At 52.2% G+C, this 17,185-nt stretch carries 10 protein-coding genes and 1 rRNA gene; 5 read left to right on the top strand and 6 right to left on the bottom strand.

What is annotated here, in order from left to right; all coding sequences use genetic code 11:
- Nucleotides 1–463, bottom strand: a 16S ribosomal RNA gene (locus IKB43_09645); the annotation flags it as partial.
- Nucleotides 464–921: 458 nt separating this feature from the next.
- Nucleotides 922–1,806 (bottom strand): tRNA (adenosine(37)-N6)-dimethylallyltransferase MiaA, encoded by an 885-nt coding sequence (gene miaA / locus IKB43_09640; protein ID MBR2470387.1) that lies wholly within the window; start codon nt 1,804–1,806, stop codon nt 922–924.
- A gap of 31 nt (nt 1,807–1,837) precedes the next feature.
- Between miaA and IKB43_09635 the strand changes: the two genes are divergently transcribed.
- On the top strand, nt 1,838–2,935 hold the full coding sequence (locus IKB43_09635; GenBank protein MBR2470386.1) for a divergent polysaccharide deacetylase family protein: 1,098 nt from the start codon (nt 1,838–1,840) through the stop codon (nt 2,933–2,935).
- 13 nt (nt 2,936–2,948) lie between these two features.
- Complete coding sequence (locus tag IKB43_09630; protein ID MBR2470385.1) at nt 2,949–3,674, top strand: pyridoxine 5'-phosphate synthase; 726 nt, start codon at nt 2,949–2,951, stop codon at nt 3,672–3,674.
- A 211-nt stretch (nt 3,675–3,885) separates the two neighbouring features.
- Here IKB43_09630 and truA read toward each other — a convergent pair whose 3' ends face one another.
- The 3 genes from truA to IKB43_09615 are packed head-to-tail and all read right to left on the bottom strand — an operon-like array spanning nt 3,886 to nt 6,950.
- On the bottom strand, nt 3,886–4,638 hold the full coding sequence (gene truA, locus IKB43_09625; GenBank protein ID MBR2470384.1) for a tRNA pseudouridine(38-40) synthase TruA: 753 nt from the start codon (nt 4,636–4,638) through the stop codon (nt 3,886–3,888).
- Nucleotides 4,639–4,652: 14 nt separating this feature from the next.
- Entirely contained in the window at nt 4,653–5,570 is a 918-nt protein-coding gene (locus tag IKB43_09620) for a hypothetical protein (protein ID MBR2470383.1), read from the bottom strand.
- An 18-nt stretch (nt 5,571–5,588) separates the two neighbouring features.
- Entirely contained in the window at nt 5,589–6,950 is a 1,362-nt protein-coding gene (locus IKB43_09615; protein ID MBR2470382.1) for a diguanylate cyclase, read from the bottom strand.
- 448 nt (nt 6,951–7,398) lie between these two features.
- On the opposite strand from IKB43_09615, the gene IKB43_09610 reads away from it, so the two are divergent.
- Both IKB43_09610 and IKB43_09605 read left to right on the top strand, forming a co-directional pair.
- Nucleotides 7,399–9,972: a TIGR03960 family B12-binding radical SAM protein gene (locus IKB43_09610; GenBank protein ID MBR2470381.1), complete on the top strand. Its 2,574-nt coding sequence runs from the start codon at nt 7,399–7,401 to the stop codon at nt 9,970–9,972.
- Nucleotides 9,973–10,102: 130 nt separating this feature from the next.
- Nucleotides 10,103–10,786, top strand: coding sequence for a hypothetical protein (locus IKB43_09605; GenBank protein ID MBR2470380.1), 684 nt, complete (start codon nt 10,103–10,105; stop codon nt 10,784–10,786).
- 155 nt (nt 10,787–10,941) lie between these two features.
- Here the strand turns inward: IKB43_09605 and IKB43_09600 are convergent, their stop codons facing one another.
- Nucleotides 10,942–11,772 (bottom strand): prepilin peptidase, encoded by an 831-nt coding sequence (locus tag IKB43_09600; GenBank protein MBR2470379.1) that lies wholly within the window; start codon nt 11,770–11,772, stop codon nt 10,942–10,944.
- A 142-nt stretch (nt 11,773–11,914) separates the two neighbouring features.
- On the opposite strand from IKB43_09600, the gene IKB43_09595 reads away from it, so the two are divergent.
- Nucleotides 11,915–17,185 carry a carboxypeptidase regulatory-like domain-containing protein gene (locus tag IKB43_09595; GenBank protein MBR2470378.1) on the top strand — a complete coding sequence of 1,757 codons (5,271 nt, stop codon included), beginning with the start codon at nt 11,915–11,917 and terminating at the stop codon, nt 17,183–17,185.

Genomic DNA, 17,185 nt, shown 5'->3' with positions numbered 1-17,185 from the left:
TGTCATCGGACCACACGTGGCCCTTATTCGTCCCCTGCAAAAGCAGTTTACAATCTGTAAGACCTTCATCCTGCACGCGGGATGGCTGGTTCAGGCTCTCGCCCATTGACCAATATTCCTCACTGCTGCCTCCCGTAGGAGTTTGGCCCGTATCTCAGTGCCAATGTGTGGGACCATCCTTTTAGACCCCATATCCATCGTCGCCTTGGTGGGCCGTTGCCCCGCCAACTAGCTAATCGGACGCAAGCTCATCCCATACCGATAAATCTCTTGTCAACCTCCCATGCGGAAGGCCACGCTCCTGGACATTAACCGCGCGTTGGCACGGGTATTTCCTGATATGGGGCAGATTGCTTACGCGTTACTCACCCGTTCGCCGCTGGGCATTGCTGCCCCGCTCGACTTGCATGTATAAGACACGCCACCAGCGTTCGTTCTGAGCCAGGATCAAACTCTTCATCAATTTTCAAAGTCTTGGTCCCGTTACTTTAATCACGTTCGTATTGACTTCCCAAGAAAATTCTTGGACCCGTCACTAAGCACATCTCCGATTCCTTCAATCTTCCCGGCGGCCTCGCGGGCCTCCGCAACCCCCTTTCCGAGGGTGAGGCCAATTATAGAACAATTTTTTGACCCCGGCAAGGGGTTTTGCGAAAATTTTTTCTGTTTTTTAGCTTTTTTTCGCCCGGGGCCCCTGGAAACGGGTCGTGAACCGCCTGGACCCAAGACTGTCAACAGGTTGTCAACAAAAGGACGGGGGGGGCGTGCGGCCCCGGGACAAGCCCGGGGTGACAGGTGGAAGGGCAAGGAGATCCCCGCCTTCGCGGGGATGACAAGAAAGGATGCGGGGAGGACAATGGGATGATGCAAGTGGATCCTCGCCTGCGCGAGGATGACAAGAACGGATGCGGGGAGGACAAGCTAAGGTGTAGTGATGACACTCAACGCGTCTTCGGAGTCAATGTTAATTTGTATAGAATTAACTTGTCTAGAAAACCAGGTAATTTGACGTTTGGCGTAGTTTCGGGTCTGCTGTTTTACTTTGTCCAAAACAGTCTTGATTTCGGAATCGTCTTTTGCGGCAAGCAGTTCTCGGTAGCCCAGGCTTTGCCACGCCGGAGCCGTAAGCGGAACCCTTTGCGCCAGCGAACGGATTTCTTGCAGCCAGCCGTCGCGGACCATCTGGTCAACACGTTCGTTTATGCGGGCGTAGAGATTCTCGCGACTGCGGTTGAGAAAATAGACGGGAATATTCCCGATGCCGCCGGAGCGTTCCTGCTTCCACTCCGAAAGCTTGCGTCCCGTGCCACGGTAAACCTCCAGAATCCGGACAATGCGGTGCCTGTTGTTCTCGTCGGCACCTTCCATAGATTCGGGATCCACTTTCCGGGCCTCGTCGCAGAGCCAAGGGAGTCCGAATTTTTCGCAGTCCGCCTCCAAGGACTCCCGCACACCACCGTCAATGGCGGGAATTTTCGGGAGCCCAAGCATCAATGCCTGCAGGTAAAGCCCTGTGCCACCCACCAAGATGTAATTCTTCTGCGGGTTCGCCTCAAGAAGAGCACGGACATCGTTACAGAAATCCCCGGCGGAATAAACCCGGCTAGGTTCGCAGAAGTTTATCAGGTGGTGGTTTACCCTCTGCATCTCGGACACCGACGGCTGTGCCGTGCCGATAGCGAAGCCCCTGTATATCTGGCGGGAATCCACACCGATGATTTCGGCATGGTAACGCTCCGCAAGTTCAAGGGAAAGGCTCGACTTTCCGACTCCAGTGGGGCCACAGAGGGCAAAGAGAACAGGCATACGGTTTTAATTTAGCTATCTTTCCCAAGCGATGAAAAAGCTGAAGCACGTTCTTGCCATCTTTATTGTCCTTGGGATTATCTCCGGGGCGGCTTTCGTGCTGCAAGAAACAAGCATCGGCGAAAAACTTTTCAACCGGGATTCCGCCACTGTCGCCACTCCGGACACCACCGCCGCCGTGCAGGACACCACCCCCTTCGTAGAAAAACTGAAGAACCACCTGGAAGTGGTGCAAACGCAAAAGTCCAGAAAGAAACGGGAAATCTGGGTGCTGGGGAACGGACGGACCATCACCCACTACCTGCTGCAGGCCCAAAGGTTCCTGCGGAAAAACGGCGGCGAAGTGTTGTACATGGAAGAGCTGCACGGAGACCCCACGGTTTTCCAGTCGGCCAGTCTAGATGCCCTGACCCCAGAAGGCGACACGCTGAAGCTCACCCTGAACGTTTCGGACAACATTTTCAAGAACAACGCCTCTTACCTGTCCATAGCGTTCCAGGTGACGGGACTTACGCCCGAGCTGATCGTGGCCCTGAACGAACTTACCTTCCCCTACGACTTGATGGTTACGCCCTTCGGCATGGCGGAAACGTTCTTCCCTGACCTGGACCGCGTAAAGAACAAGGAACTGGTCATCTGGCTTTTGATGGAATCTACCAGCCTGGATTCCAGACACAACCGCTACCGTCCGGTGCGCATCCACCACACGGAACAGCAGATCGAGTCCGTTATCCAGGAGGCAAAGACCTTGGTGCCTAACGCCAAGGGAATCGCCACCCGCTTTGCAGAACAGGCGGTAGAACACCGGCAGCTTTTGCAAGCCACCCTGGAACCCGCCAAGGAAAACGGGCTCTGGTTCCTGGACCTGTCCATGAACGCAAAATCCAAGGTGCGGGAGACCTGCAAGGATTTGTCCATGGCCTGCAAGACGGCAACCCCCTACAACCCCTCCAACAGCGCCCTGGACGACTACATCAAGCGTAAACTGAAGGCGGCCGCCAAGAGCGGCATGTCCACCATCATCATCCCGCTGAGCGAAGCCAACATCGCCAAGGTGAAGTCCATCGACGCAAAGGCGGCAGCCCAGGGCACCACCATCGTAAATTTATCTACCTTTATGAAGTATTGACAAGGAGAACGCCATGACCGTAAAACTGGGTGTGAACATCGACCATATCGCCACCATCCGTGAAGCCCGCAAGATCAGGGAACCGGACCCCGTCACGGCGGCACTGGTCGCAGAACTCGCCGGCTGCATGGGCATTACCGCCCACCTGCGCGAAGACAAGCGCCACATCCAGGACCGCGACGTTCGCTTGTTGCGCGGCATGGTCACCACCAAGCTGAACCTGAAAATCTCCCCCACGGCCGAAATGTTGCAGTTTGCCACCAACGTGCAGCCCGACATGGTGACCCTGGTCCAGGAGAATCACCAGGAAATCACCATCGAAGGTGGTTTGAACGTGGCCGCCAAGGTAGATGAACTTGCAAAGTACGTGATGACCCTGAAAAACAACGACATTGCCGTCAGCCTGTTCATCGACCCGGAAACGGACCAGGTGAAGGCGGCCAAGAAAGTCGGCGCCGACTTCGTGGAGTTCAACACCGGCAAGTACGCTACCGCCTGCGAACTGGGCAGCCTCCAGGAAGTGGACCGTGAAGTTTCGGCCATCGAGGACATGACCATGCTGGCCCGCAAGTACGGGCTCCGGGTGTTGGCAGGTCACGGGCTGAACTACCGCAACGTGGCATCCATCGCCGCCATCGAAGGAATCGAAGAGGTGAACATCGGCCACAGCATCGTGGCCCGCAGCGTGTTCGTGGGCATGGAAAAAGCCGTCAAGGAAATGCTTGACTTGCTTAAGTAGTAGACGAAGTTCAGTTCTAGATTCCGGCTCAGGGGCCGGAATGACGTAGGAGCTGAGTGATGCAGAAATATGCTTGCATATTTCTATATCCGAGGCGAACGAGTCAAGCCCCATTAGGGGAATGACGTCATGGCGGACCTGATCACAATATCCACTTGCAGCTTGCTGCTTAGTGGATATGATCCTCGGCAACGGGGACGCCATCTAGGATTTAATAATCCTTATACTTCACATCGTGCAGCACCAGTCCCTGCGGCGGGGCCCAGGTGCGTTCGCCCTTAAAATTTTTCTCAAAGATGGCTTGAACCGTGCCCGCCGGGTAGCGCCTGCGGCCGATGTCGAACAGCGTGCCTACCATGGCACGGACCTGACGGTGCAAGAACCGGTTCCCCTTGATGTGGAAAATCACGGTCCAGTCGTTCACCCGCTCCAGGCGGAACTCGGTCAGCGTGCAGAGCGTGGACTTGCCGTCGTTACGGGGAATGCAAAAGTCAATAAAGTCGTGTTCGCCCAGGAAAGATGCCGCTTCCCGCTCCATCAAGTCCAGGTCCAGATTCAGGGAACCGCATTCCCAACCGTATTCCCGCATGAGCGCCACAGGTCGGGTAAAAATGGTGTACTGATAATAGCGGTAAAGGGCGTCGTAGCGGGCGTTGAAATCGTCGCCACACGGTTGCAAATCGCGAATGCGGATAAGCCTCTTGGTGAGTCCATTCACCGAACGCTCCGTCTTGCGCAAGTCCAGCTCGCCATCAAAATCAAAATGGACGCACTGGCCTCGGGCATGGACACCCGTATCGGTACGGCCAGAACCTACGATATGTATGGGCGAGCGGAGCGCTATGGTCAGCGCATCTTCCAGGGCGGACTGAACGGTTACGAATTTCTGCTTGCCGGCTTCGTTCTGCACCTGCCAGCCATAAAAGGCACTGCCCAGGTATTCACAGCGGAACCGATAACGCATAGGCCAAGAGCCCCTTATTCCATGGCGCTCTTGATGATGGCTTCCACCTGTTCCTGCGGAATTTTCAGCTGGGTCGCGATAGCAGAGGCAGGGAACCCGCGACGGGACATCTGCAGAATCTTGCTCTTTTCGGTAAGTTCCTTATCGAAACGGCTGGTCTCCAAGGGGTTACTGCCCTGCAGGTTCGGATTGCCGGTCACGTTGTGGCTCTGGGCCCTAAGTTTCATGGTCCTGTCGCGGGAAAGGCCGCGGGGAGCCCGCAGAACATCGGACAGGGACTGGATGGCGGAGGTAATCCGTTCCTTGGCGGTAGGCCTAAGCTGCGGCCGCTTGCCCAAATCCGGAATCAAAACCTTGTTCTCGGGATTGCCGTTTTCGTCTTCGAAAGAAACCTTTGTCTCCTTGGCCTCCGCAAACTCGTCGGCCTCGTCGATGATGGAATGCTTCGGCGCACGGGGGCGCGGTGCAATGGTGGGGTCATTCTCGAACCCGTTCTTGGGCTCCCGGAACCGGTTTTCGGCCTTCAGGGCCTCCATCCTCTGGGTCAGGACCTTCTTGCGGTGGCTGAGGGCCGCAAGCAATATAATGCAGACCAGAATAGCGGCAACGCCGCCTACCACCCACATGAGGGCGGATTTAGAAATCCCGCCTACCGTCTTTTCATCTTGTTCCGTCTCGCCGGCCGGAGTCTTTTGCCTAAGGGCGTTCAAGTCCTGCCAGGCGACGTCCAAGTCATTCCGGATGGCGAGCTGGGCATCGGCATCGCCCTGCTTTTCCCACAGGGCCACTTCCAGGGAGTCAATCTTTGCGCGGGCCTGAAGGTAGGCGTCGGCATCGAAAGAGGACCGTCCGGCGGAAAGGTCCGAAAGCAGGTACAGGAGCACTCCAGCGCACAGGAACAGAAGGACGATGGGGACGATAATTTTTTTCATGTGACAAATTTAAGAAATTTAAAGGCCCTTGTTCAAGGCTTCGGCCATGACCACCCGGTTTCCTCCGTTAGCAGAAGCCAACTGCATGGACGCCTCGGCGGTGGCGATCAGGGTCTTTGCGTCTACGGCATGGATGGGCATCACCGAAACACCGATACTCAAAGAGGTCTTGAGAATCCCGTCGCCGTAAGCCACCTGGAGCTCCGAAATCTCGTGACGGATTTTTTCGGCACGGTCCTTGGTAATCTTGTAATCGGCGCCGGGCAGAATCACGCAGAAAACATCGCCGTTGTAGCGGCAGGGAATGTCCTCGTTCCGGATATAGCCCGGCAGGCGCTGGCCCACTTCCCAGAGCATCTGCTCCACCGCATGGCGGCCCCGCTTTTCTTGCAGCTGGGGAATTTCGTCGGGGTAAAGCATGATGATTCCGATAGGCGTCTTGTGACGGGATGCGGAGAAGATTTCGCGACGGAGGGATTCTTCCATGTAGCGCTTGTTGAAAAGCCCCGTCAAGTTGTCACGGATGCTGTGCTGCTGGAAACGGATGTTCAGGTTCTGGTTTGCCACGTAAAGGCCGAATGTGGCCGACACGATGCTCACCTTCGCCTTCCAGAAATCGATATCTTCGCCATCGGGCAACTTGTCCACCTGGATACACAGCGTGCCGAAATGTTCTTCCAGCCCCTCGATAGGCGCACAGAAGGCAACGCCCTGGCTGTGGTAATGGAGGTGGGTGCAGCCTGCCGTCACCTTGTCCGCATTGTAGTCGTTCACCACGATGTTTCCCAGGTTGAAACTCGCACATTCCGCAGGCATCATGGTATCGCCGCTAATCACATAATCGCCAAAGGAGAAAACCTTGTGCATTTCGGACTGGGCATCGCCATACATGTAAAGCACGCCTGCCGCACCGGGGAACAGCTTGGGCAAGACCTTTTCAAGAGCGCCCACCACTTCGGAGAACGGCCTGTTCCTGAGGATTTCCTTGCAGAAATCGTCCCAGTCCGAAAGAGGGAAAATCTCCCGGGCCGATTCCAGCGTAGGAGCGGCCTCGGGCAAAGCCGATTCCTCGGATTGCGCCTCTGGAACAGCCCCTTCGGCAGGAACATCGCCCTGGTCAGCCCCTTCGGCAACATCCGACGGCACCACCGGCACAAGCTCCGTCACCGGGCGGGAATCCGGCGTCTCAGCCTCCCCCGCCTCGCTATCCTGGACGGCCCTTTTGGCCACGATAAAAAAGATGAACCCGAGGACAGCGCCCCAGACGCCCACAAAAATAAACTTGACCCCCACCGACAACGCGTTTTCGGGAGCCGCAAACGATAAAACGACGCCTGCCACAAAAGCGACAAGCCACACCAAATAATAAAGAACACTCATATTCCACAATTTATGAAAAGTCTAAGACCTTGGACAAACATTTTTTCAAAAAAAAAGCAAAATCAACATATTTGGGCGTTCCCCCGGTCTCTTAGCTGTGCCTACGGAGGGGTCGGGCCATACTCGCTCCGCTCGCCGAGCCTGTAGTCTCGGCCCCAAGGGGTCACTGTCCCTAACGCGGAAGAGGGTTAGTGGTTAGGGTCTAGGATTTAGGGGCTAGGATTTAGGGACGTGAGGTATGAGGTGTGAGGTGTAAGGTGTGAGGTGTGAGGTGTGAGTTATAAGTTGTCATCCCCGACCGGGTCGGGGATCCGCTTGAGGAATGATGCTCGAGATAAACGGGCAGACGCTAGAAATGCAAACAGATTCTCACTTTCGTGAGGATGACGAAGCTTGTAGCTTTGTGGTTCACGGCGTAACGGGCGGGGGATTTGCTAAATTGATGGTGATGACAATCCTCGAAAAAATAGCCCTCGCCCTGCCCGCTGTAGAAAGCCCCGCTCGTTACATGGGCGGCGAAGCCAACAGTGTGGTGAAGGACCACAGTGAGATGCTTTGCCGTATGGCCTTCGTGTTCCCGGACACCTACGAAATCGGCATGAGCAACAACGGCATCCGCATCTTGTACCACGTGATCAACCGGGAGAGCGACTTGCTGTGCGAAGTCTCCTTCGCTCCCTGGGACGACATGGCCACCGAGATGAAAAGGCTGGACATTCCGCTGTACAGCTATGCGACCTATACGCCGGTGCGAGATTTCGAAGTGGTGGGCATGACGCTCCAGACGGAGCTGAATTTTACCAACGTGCCCTACGTGCTGGAACTGGCCCGCATTCCCGCGTGGCAGAAGGACAGGCAAGAAAGCGACCCCATCGTAGTTGCCGGCGGACCTTCCATGGCGAACCCCGAACCCGTCGCCGACTTTTTTGACGCCTTCATGATAGGCGACGGGGAAAAAGTCATGATTGACTTTTTGCGGTGCGTAGGCGAGGGCCGCAAGGCGGGCCGGAGTCGCGCCGAAATCCTCAAGAACCTTTCGAAGATTGACGGCGTTTACGTGCCCAGTTTACGGCCCGTGGTAAAGAACGAATTCGGCGCGATTGTGCCGGCGGAACCTGCCGCCGGCGCCTACGCCACCACCAACGGGGTTCGCCGCCTGTTCATCCCCAAGATGGACCCGAAGGACTACCCCGTCAAGAACCTGATCGCCAACATGCAGCTGGTGCACAACCGCTTCAGCGTAGAGGTCATGCGGGGTTGCGCCCAGGGCTGCCGTTTCTGCCAGGCGGGCATCTGGTACCGTCCGTGTCGCGAGCTGGACCCCGACGACGTTTTGGACATCGCGAAAGCAGGGCTCCTTGCCACCGGCGAGCGGGAACTGGGACTCCTCTCCCTTTCTACCGCCGACTACAAACCGGTAGAAGCCCTTACCGATTCCATTATCGACGACCCCTTCTACGACCACGTAGATGTGAGCCTCCCCAGCATCCGGGTGAACAGTTTCGGTCAGACCCTTGCCGGCAAAATTGCCGCCCTCAAAGGTGGCCGTAGCGCCACCTTCGCCCCGGAAACCGGCTCCGAACGCATCCGCAAGATGATCAACAAGACCATCAGCGACCAGGACATGTACGACGCCGCCGAACACGCCTTCAGCAGCGGGTTCAACAAGATTAAGTTATATACAATGATTGGATTCCCCACCGAGAACGAAGAGGACATGCAGGCCTTCTGCGACCTCATCTTCAATCTGGTGAAAATCGGACGCAAGTACAACCGAGGCATCCAGATTGCGGTAAGCATCGGCATCCTCATTCCCAAGTCCTTTACCGCCCTCCAGTGGGCACCTTTCATGGACAAGGAAACGGCCCTTGGGCATATCCGCTTTGTGCGGGAAAAGTTCTTCAAGCACCCCAACGTAAAAATCAACTGGGCCGCCTGGGAAACCAGTTTCTTGGAAGCCATCTACAGCAGAGGCGACCGCAGCCTCGGGCCCGTCATCTACGAGGCCTACAAGCAGGGAATCATCTTCGAGAGCGATTCTTACCGGTTCGACTTTTCCAAGTGGGAACAGGTCTGGCAAAAGACAGGCTACGACACCAGCTGGGTGTATCGTGAACGGGACAAGAACGAAGTGTTCCCCTGGGACTTTATCCACGCCGGTACCACCAAGCAGTACCTGAGGCGGGAATGGGAAAAGGCCTTTGACCCGAATAGCGCCCCCGTTCCCAACTGCAAGTGGGGCGACTGCCAGAAGTGCGGCATTCCCGGCTTCGGCGACGAAATCAAACTGGCCGACAATCCCGTGCGCCACAAGGCGCCAAGCCGCACTCCCGAAGAAATCAAGAAACTGGTGGCCGACCGCAGGCCCAGCCAGAAGGAGAGCTACAGCTACAAGATTACCTTCAAGAAGACCGGACTCAGCAGGTTCCTGCCCCACCACAACATGCTCAGTTTCTTCGAGCGGACCTTCCTTTGCGCGGGGATTCCTGTGAAGTTCAGCGAAGGATTCAGCCCCAAGCCGAAAATCGTGAACATGGGGGCGCTCCCCCTCGGCATGGAGACTTACTGCGAGCTGATTAGCGTGGAACTTCTGAAACCCCTGGACCTCGCTCCGGAGAACCTGCCGAACCTGATGAAGGAACTGAGCAGGCCCTTCCCCCGGGGCATGGAAATCGTGAACATCGAGCCCCTGAAAGAAAAGCTCAGCAAGCATTTCCCCAAGGCCATAGTGTACCGCTACACACCGGAGGCTATCCCCGCAGACCTGATGGAGCGGTTCAACAGCAAGACCTTCCCCACCGTCACGAACCACCGGGGCCAAGAAATCGACCTGAACCAGCACGTCTTGTCTATCGAGAACCGGGAAGGGACTTTGTACCTCAAGGTAAAATGCAACGACCAGGGCACCACGGCCAGTCCTTTCGTGATTTTTGCAGGAATTCTGGGGATTTCCATCGATCCAGCCAAGCTGGACGAGGTTTCCAGACGGTTCCTGGTGGCAAAAGTCAGCATGGAATGGTAACTTGTTCGGAATTCGGAGTCCGGATTTCGGAATTAATTGCATAGAATGGTGGATTATTGACACTTTTGTGAACAATTTTTATAATTAGATAAGATTAACATCAAAAACTCTCATTTCAAGGAGAATCCCAATGAAGAAGATATTCCTTTCTGCCGTCATTGCTATGGCTCTCTGCAGCTACGGCTATGCCCAGGACGAAGAAGAATACGAAGAAGAAGAAGCCCCGGCCCAGGTGACGAAGGCCCCCGCCTACGAAGAAGAGGAAGAGGAAGAAGAAGCCGCTCCCGCTCCCAAGAAGGAAAAGAAGAAAGAAAAGAAATCTTCCGGTAATCAGGGGTTCTTCGGTATCGGTCTTGACCTGACCGGTGCATTCTCCAACGACCCGGCAATCAATTTCGCCTTCCGTTTGAACGACAACATGATCTTGTCCGCCATCTTCGGTCTGCAGCACAGAGGCGAAACAACCGTTAATGCCAACGGAACTGAAACAGGCATGGAAGACGACGCAACAACACTGTCTGTTGGTGCCGCTTTTGACTTTATTGTCGTAAGAAGCTTCCTCCCGTTCTCCATTGGTGGCGAATTCGTTTACAACAGCCTGCCTGACGAAGAGAACACCGAAGGCAATAGCGAAATTGACTTTGGTGTCATGGCCGGTGTTCATGGCGAGATTGTCCCCAACTTGGTACTTTCTGGTAAGGCCGGTTTGGGATTCGTCTATGCCTTCGGCGATGCCGCCGGTGGTGGAGCTGATTACAGCCGTATGGACTTTGGTATCGCTTACAAGGTTTACCTGACCTGGTTTGCGTTCTAATCCAGAACAGCCAAGTTAAGCAAAAGAGATTCCTTCGGGAATCTCTTTTTATTTTTCTCGGGACTGGATCCTTCCGCCACTTCGTTGCGGAAGGATGACAAATGATGATTCGTGGCGTCAGGATGGCGTGTAGCGAGATGACTCAGAACAACGTTTTACTCCGCAAAAATGAATTTCACGTACAAGTCTAGAAGCTGTTGTCCCCACAGATACATGACCGGAGCTGCCACCGCCAGAAACGGGCCGAAGGGAATCTGTCCCGAGCCGTCCGATTTTCCCTTCTTTTCCATAATCTTTGCCCAGGGAATCATGACAACGATTCCAAGGAACGCCGCAAGAATCAAGGTTTCTACAGCACCGTCCAGCCCCATCAGCGCTCCGTAACCCGCCAACAGTTTGACATCGCCAAAGCCCATGGCGTCTTTTTTCAAAATTTTTGAAGCTACAAATCCCAAAAGCCAAAGGCCTCCTCCTGCACCGACTGCCCCTAGCAGGCTCTCAAAAGGAGTAATTCCGCCAGGGAACATAGAAAGGGCTAAGCCCACCACGATACCCCCTACCGAAATTGAATCGGGAATTAGTTTGTACTGAATATCGATGGCGCACACAGGATACATACCCAAAAGCAGCCAAAACATGGCTAGGGCGTCAATCCAGTTGGCAACAGGCGCAGTCCATCCCACATTCCAATTGGCAGCAAACAAAGCCAATGCGCCAAGAAGCCCACACAGAGATTCTCCGATAGGATAAATTACGCTGATGGGTTGCTTACAACAGGCACTTTTGCCCCGAAGCCAAAGCCAGCCCACGATGGGCATGTTGTAGTAGATGGGAATCCTTTTCTTGCACAGAGGACAATGGGACGGCGGGTTTATTAGCGATATCCCGCGGGGCATCCGGTATACAATCACGTTGTAAAAACTGCCTACGCAAGCTCCCAAGGCGAAAAAAAGAAACAAACCGTACCAAAGAGGAATATTTTCCATAAAAACTCCCAAAAATCCGTAGGGCGCCATTACCCCTTTTTCGTAAAAAAAGATAAATTTATATCGTGAAGAGCGTATTATAGAGGATTGAATAATGCGGTTAAAAACTTTGTTTTTATTGTTTGGGTTGATCTTGTGTACGATGGCTCTGGTGAATTGTTCCAGAGAGTCATCCATCAAGGAAAATGTGAATTTGCGGAATAACCATTCCGTAGTGTTTATCTATAAGACGCCCTTTGAAAATCCTGATGCTTTTGCTGACTCCATTATCAACCTGCCTAACCCTGATTCTGTCATCGTAAATGATACTGTTACGGTCACCATAGGCGATACCATTCATATGATGGGGTTCTTGCGTTACAATTCCGACAAGATATATCTGTATCAGTGGATTTTGGACAGCCTTGTAAAGGACACCACCGGCAAGGGGAAGGACCAGATGAAAAAGGCCCTGGTTACGGGGCACAACGCCACCCCCCAGTCTTGGGTCTATATGAAGGAGGGGGTTTATTCGCCCCTGTTTGTTGCGGTTGACGGAAATAGCGCGACGGATACTGCTGGCAAAGACCAGTTTATCAGAGTCATCAACACGCCGCCTTATTTAGGTGTTCCTAAGGATACTCTTTGGACCAGGGCCAAGAGTCCTGTTACGTTCCCCATACTTGCGCTAGATTCATTTGGTACGATAACCTCTTTCAAGGTTGATTTGGATGCGGCGGGTAAACGCGAGGCGAAGGATTGGAAGTATACCAAGAGTGAAACCTCGGATAGCCTGATAATTACGATTCCCTACGATTCAACCCTTACGGACAGCCTTGGAAATCAGAAGATTTACATTATTGTCACTGACGACGACAAGAACACCACGAAGGACAGTGCTTTCTTACATTTCAACCAATTGCCTACTATCAAAATCTTGGGCCCAGACGACCAACAGAGGATAAGTGATACGGTGGAAGCCTTCCGGTTGTTCTATGAGGGCCACGACAGGGATAACGAAGAGCAATTGAGGTATTACGTTCGTGTGGCTCCCACACCGGACGACCAGGAAAGCGATCTGAACTTGTCTAATGTTTACGACTTGGTGCTAAAGAACAGTACTTCCACAAGTTTTGCCGTTATCGAAAACGGAGAGAATGAACTGAAAAAATTGGGCTTTACGGGCAGATATTTCTCTTGGGACGTGTGGGTGACCGATGGCTACGACACCGTGGTTGCCGAAAAAATCAAGACCAGCAAGGGTAAGCGACCGCGTTATTTTTACCTGGGTCCAAGCAAGTCTACTTGTGACTTTATAGGAACCGCCAAGTTCGAGGGTCTGTCCGTCCACTCTGGAATCAAGATAACCTTGGTCAATTCAGCCGACACTAGTAACATTTATACCGCTAGCACCAACGCCAAGGGAGAATTCAGGGTGTCTGACCTGCCTGCCGGAACGTTCAAACTGACCGCCTCCGATGAAACTGGCCGGGGCTTTGTAAAGGTTACCACCAGGACTCCAAACATCAATGCAGGTGACGAGAAAGAGCTGCCTCTTATTTTGCTCAAAGACCCTGCACCACCACGCATCTACAATGTCAAGGGCATTGAAGATACAATTGCTGTCCGAGCCTTCGTCGCGTCCGGAAGATTCAGTGACTATGGCTCCCAGGTGAAGACAGCGGTGGCTGTGCTTGGTAAGGATACGTGCGGGGTGAAGGATAGCCCATGCCACTTTTCTAACTTGACCAGCCATGCGTGGAGCGTAGATTTTGTCGGCTTATCGGACGGTACATACACCTTCAAACTTGCGGCGACAGACAGTGCTGGTTACCGCAGCGATACGACGTTTACCTTTGTGGTTTCTGCTACAAATATGACTCTTACTGTAAATAACGCTAGTTCTGCTATGGCTGGCAACTCAGATGAATTAACCTTTAAAGTGGCGGTTGACGTAGATGCCAAGCCTCCTGTTTCTGTGGTGACCTGGATTTCAAATATTCCTGGAGACAATCCCCGTCAGACCGATGTTTCTAACGGGACTGCAACGATTAAATTGAAGAAGGAAAATGTCCCTGCAAATGTTGTCCCCAACGTTCGATATACGATGCATGCTGTGGCTGATAACGGAGCTGTTTCGAATACGGTGCGATTCGGATTCTATAGTGACGGGCCTATGGTGACCATTACGTCTCCGGTCTATGATACGACTATTTCCCTGAATGACGAAATCTTCTTGGTGACAGAAGTGATTCCTAATGACGGAAGTGGTGCAATTACATCGCTAGACTGGACGTGCTTTGACGGTAGTAATAAGACTGACAACTGTTTCCCTAAAAACACCCAGAATCCCCAGAAGTCTTGGACAAGCTCCGGAACGAAAAGGATTGTTGTCGTTGCAACCAATAACCAAGGTAAGACGGCTACGGACACCTTGCAGGTCAATGTTATCAAGGATCCTCCGACCATTACTGTGGACGATAACGAGGAAACTATCGACAAGAAGGTGAATTCCAAGCACAAGTTCGAGTACACGGCTAAGGACAAGTATGGAAGAGTCAAGGAAGTGGGCTACCGTTGTGGTACGGGTGCCTACACAGCCTTTGCTGTTACGAAGCTAGAAAATCCAGTTACGGACTCCATGGAGATTCAATTGCCGAATAGTGAAGCCGCAAATTACAAGTGCTACGTCTTTGCAGTTGATGACGATAATCAGAAGGATTCCGTTGCCATGACTTTCAACGTCATCAAGGACATTCCGACAATTCGCTTGAATATTCACAGTAAGAATGTCACTATTAAAGACCAGGAACAAGTAAAGTATACTACGGGAAATACGTTAGGCGGCCCCATAGATGTGGATTTGGCTTGCGATCGCAACTTGAATAACTTAAAGCCGGCTAGCTGGGTTAGCTTGTGGCAAGGTCGCGGCAATACGCTGACACCGGTAATTTCCATGCCAGAAACGGCAGGAAACTACTATTGCGTTATGCGTGCCGCCGACGCCGAGGAACCTTTGCTCTATTCGTTGGATACTGTCGTTTATAAGGTTTTCCGCGCACCGCCTACGGTTACCGTGAACGAATCCTTTAATGTTTCTATTAAGGATACGGTCAGCCTCTATGCTAATGCTAAGGATTCTTCGGAAGCGACTTTACCAGGACGGATTGTTTCTTATGAGTGGGGCTGTGGACCCGGTAGTGACAATAACATCTTAAGCAAATTGACTTCAGGCAAGGCAACGTACCAAGCGATAATGCCATCGGAACCGTATAGCCTCTACCTCTGCATTGTGCAGGTGAAGGACGACGACGACCTTACGGCAAAGGATACCACTCGCTTTGTAGTGGAATTGGATCCGCCTACAGTGAAAGTCGCCCGTGATTCGGCTATTGTTCGAGAGGGTTATGCAATAGTTCTCAATGCCACAGCCCAAGACAAGAAAGGGTTTATTGCAAAACGGGAATGGAGTTGCGGTCGTGATGCTGCGGCGATTAACAGTAATTGGAAAACGGTTTCTACCTTTGATACGACGTGGACAGCACCTACTGCTACGGCGAACTTCTCTTGTGTGGCACGAGCAACTGACGATGATGGGAATGTTGCTACGTCAACCATGAAAATAATTTATTCTACGGAGATACCGACAATTTCTGTGGATGTCTCTGTAAAGTATGTTGCAAAGGGAGACGTGATTCTATTGGATGCAGATACCAATAGTGTATGGCAAGGAATCGATTGGTACAGTTGGCAATGCTTCAATGCAAGTACAAAACAATCGTTGGAAGATGATGTGCATCTGAAGTATACGGGTAGATTCTATTCGTATAGAGAGAGTATGAGCAATTTGGGCGTGAACCTATATTGTGTCGTATCCGCCCAAGAAAGCAGTACCAAAGCCGTGTTCCGCGACACGACTTATGTGAACGTGTTAACATCTGCAAATCTCCCAATTGGAAAAATCACGGCCGTGGATACAATTTATCCCTGGAGCGGTGACGAAGCGCAAAGTGGTGAAGCGCTCTATTACTATTCTCCGGAGTGGAGTGGAGCCCAATCGGTAAAAGGGACGCTTGGAAACGACAATCTAAGGGAATACTATTGGCGGTTTAGTAATGTGGGTAGTACTTTCTACAAGGGCAAAGCCGACGGTTCTTTGGATACGAACATCGCTCAGTTCAATGATGCCTTTAGACGTCCCACTTCCGAAGGTACCATAAGTGTGTGCCTAGACTTTAGGGATAGTTCTTCTGCAAATCCTGATGTGACGTTTATGAACCGCCACCAGGCTGAAATGTTCTGCCGTACGGTGTATGTGCAACGCGCTTGGAAAAATCTTGCCGCGGCAAGTGATACAGTTTTGCAAAAATCTACCGTGCGTACACCGCCTGCGATAACCACCTTCGGTACAAATTTAGTTGTTGCCTATGCAATCCCAGGAAATACAATTGTAACAAAATACTATAACGGACAAAGCTGGGCAAACATTTCGAACATCTCCCTTGAAGATTCTGTAGTGGCTATGCGAATGACCAGTATTAACGATCAGAGTAATTCTGCGGTATTCTTGGCCATACTTACGACGGCAAATAAACTTTATGTTTACAAGACCGCTTCGGTTAATTCGGCTTGGACGGCAGTAGGCCAGCCTATTAGCGGTGCAACTTCGCTGAATTTGACCTATAACACCGACAATAATAATCCGGTAGTGACCTACGCTAAGGAAAATCATCCCTATTTCAGCTATTGGACGGGATCAAAATGGACGGAGAAATCCATTTCGAACACTCTCACGGCAAGGGATGTGAATGGAGTGTTTACCAGCACGAAAGTATTCTTGATAACCTTCACGGACAACACCTATTTGTACAATTCATATTATGCCATATATAATACTTCGTATTCCGAAAAGATTGCTCCTTCGCTAATATCCAAGGAAATGGGGAGTATCAGTCTTGCATCCAACGGGAATACGGTGTATCTTGGGTATATCAATCGATCTTCTGTGGTTGGTAAGGCTGGGCCCTATGTTAAGAAAGGACCGGTCAGCCTTTCGGGCTTGTCGTTAGATAATGGCACAAACCTTCAAGAGGGTATGTTACCAACAAATATCAGGGTAACCTCCTTTAACGGCAAGGTTTATGCAATTATCGATGATAACGGTCGAGGATTCTCTCATTGTCACGCTTATTTCTACGATGGCATTCGTTGGAATCCTTATGGCGAAAACCAGCTCCCGTATTTCAAGGGTCCGTTCTATGCTAGCCATGGGTACAATCTTTATGGATTTGCTCCGGAGATAGCAGTTTCTACAAATGGCATGGTATATATTTCTATGATTTCCTGGACAAGTTCCGGAGCGGCAAGCCAAAACAACGGACCCATATTCATGAAAAATATTTCTGAAAGTTGGACCTTCAACACCAAACCTTAA

The sequence above is a fragment of the Fibrobacter sp. genome (assembly GCA_017503015.1).
Taxonomy (GTDB): Bacteria; Fibrobacterota; Fibrobacteria; order Fibrobacterales; family Fibrobacteraceae; genus Fibrobacter.
This window is presented reverse-complemented; position numbering and strand designations above follow the sequence as displayed.

What these genes read in the sequence shown, in the direction of transcription:
- miaA (MBR2470387.1), bottom strand. Translation starts at nt 1,806, where the DNA reads ATGCCTGTTCTCTTTGCCCTCTGTGGCCCCACTGGAGTCGGAAAGTCG.
- IKB43_09635 (MBR2470386.1), top strand. Translation starts at nt 1,838, where the DNA reads ATGAAAAAGCTGAAGCACGTTCTTGCCATCTTTATTGTCCTTGGGATT.
- IKB43_09630 (MBR2470385.1), top strand. Translation starts at nt 2,949, where the DNA reads ATGACCGTAAAACTGGGTGTGAACATCGACCATATCGCCACCATCCGT.
- truA (MBR2470384.1), bottom strand. Translation starts at nt 4,638, where the DNA reads ATGCGTTATCGGTTCCGCTGTGAATACCTGGGCAGTGCCTTTTATGGC.
- IKB43_09620 (MBR2470383.1), bottom strand. Translation starts at nt 5,570, where the DNA reads ATGAAAAAAATTATCGTCCCCATCGTCCTTCTGTTCCTGTGCGCTGGA.
- IKB43_09615 (MBR2470382.1), bottom strand. Translation starts at nt 6,950, where the DNA reads ATGAGTGTTCTTTATTATTTGGTGTGGCTTGTCGCTTTTGTGGCAGGC.
- IKB43_09610 (MBR2470381.1), top strand. Translation starts at nt 7,399, where the DNA reads ATGACAATCCTCGAAAAAATAGCCCTCGCCCTGCCCGCTGTAGAAAGC.
- IKB43_09605 (MBR2470380.1), top strand. Translation starts at nt 10,103, where the DNA reads ATGAAGAAGATATTCCTTTCTGCCGTCATTGCTATGGCTCTCTGCAGC.
- IKB43_09600 (MBR2470379.1), bottom strand. Translation starts at nt 11,772, where the DNA reads ATGGAAAATATTCCTCTTTGGTACGGTTTGTTTCTTTTTTTCGCCTTG.
- IKB43_09595 (MBR2470378.1), top strand. Translation starts at nt 11,915, where the DNA reads ATGGCTCTGGTGAATTGTTCCAGAGAGTCATCCATCAAGGAAAATGTG.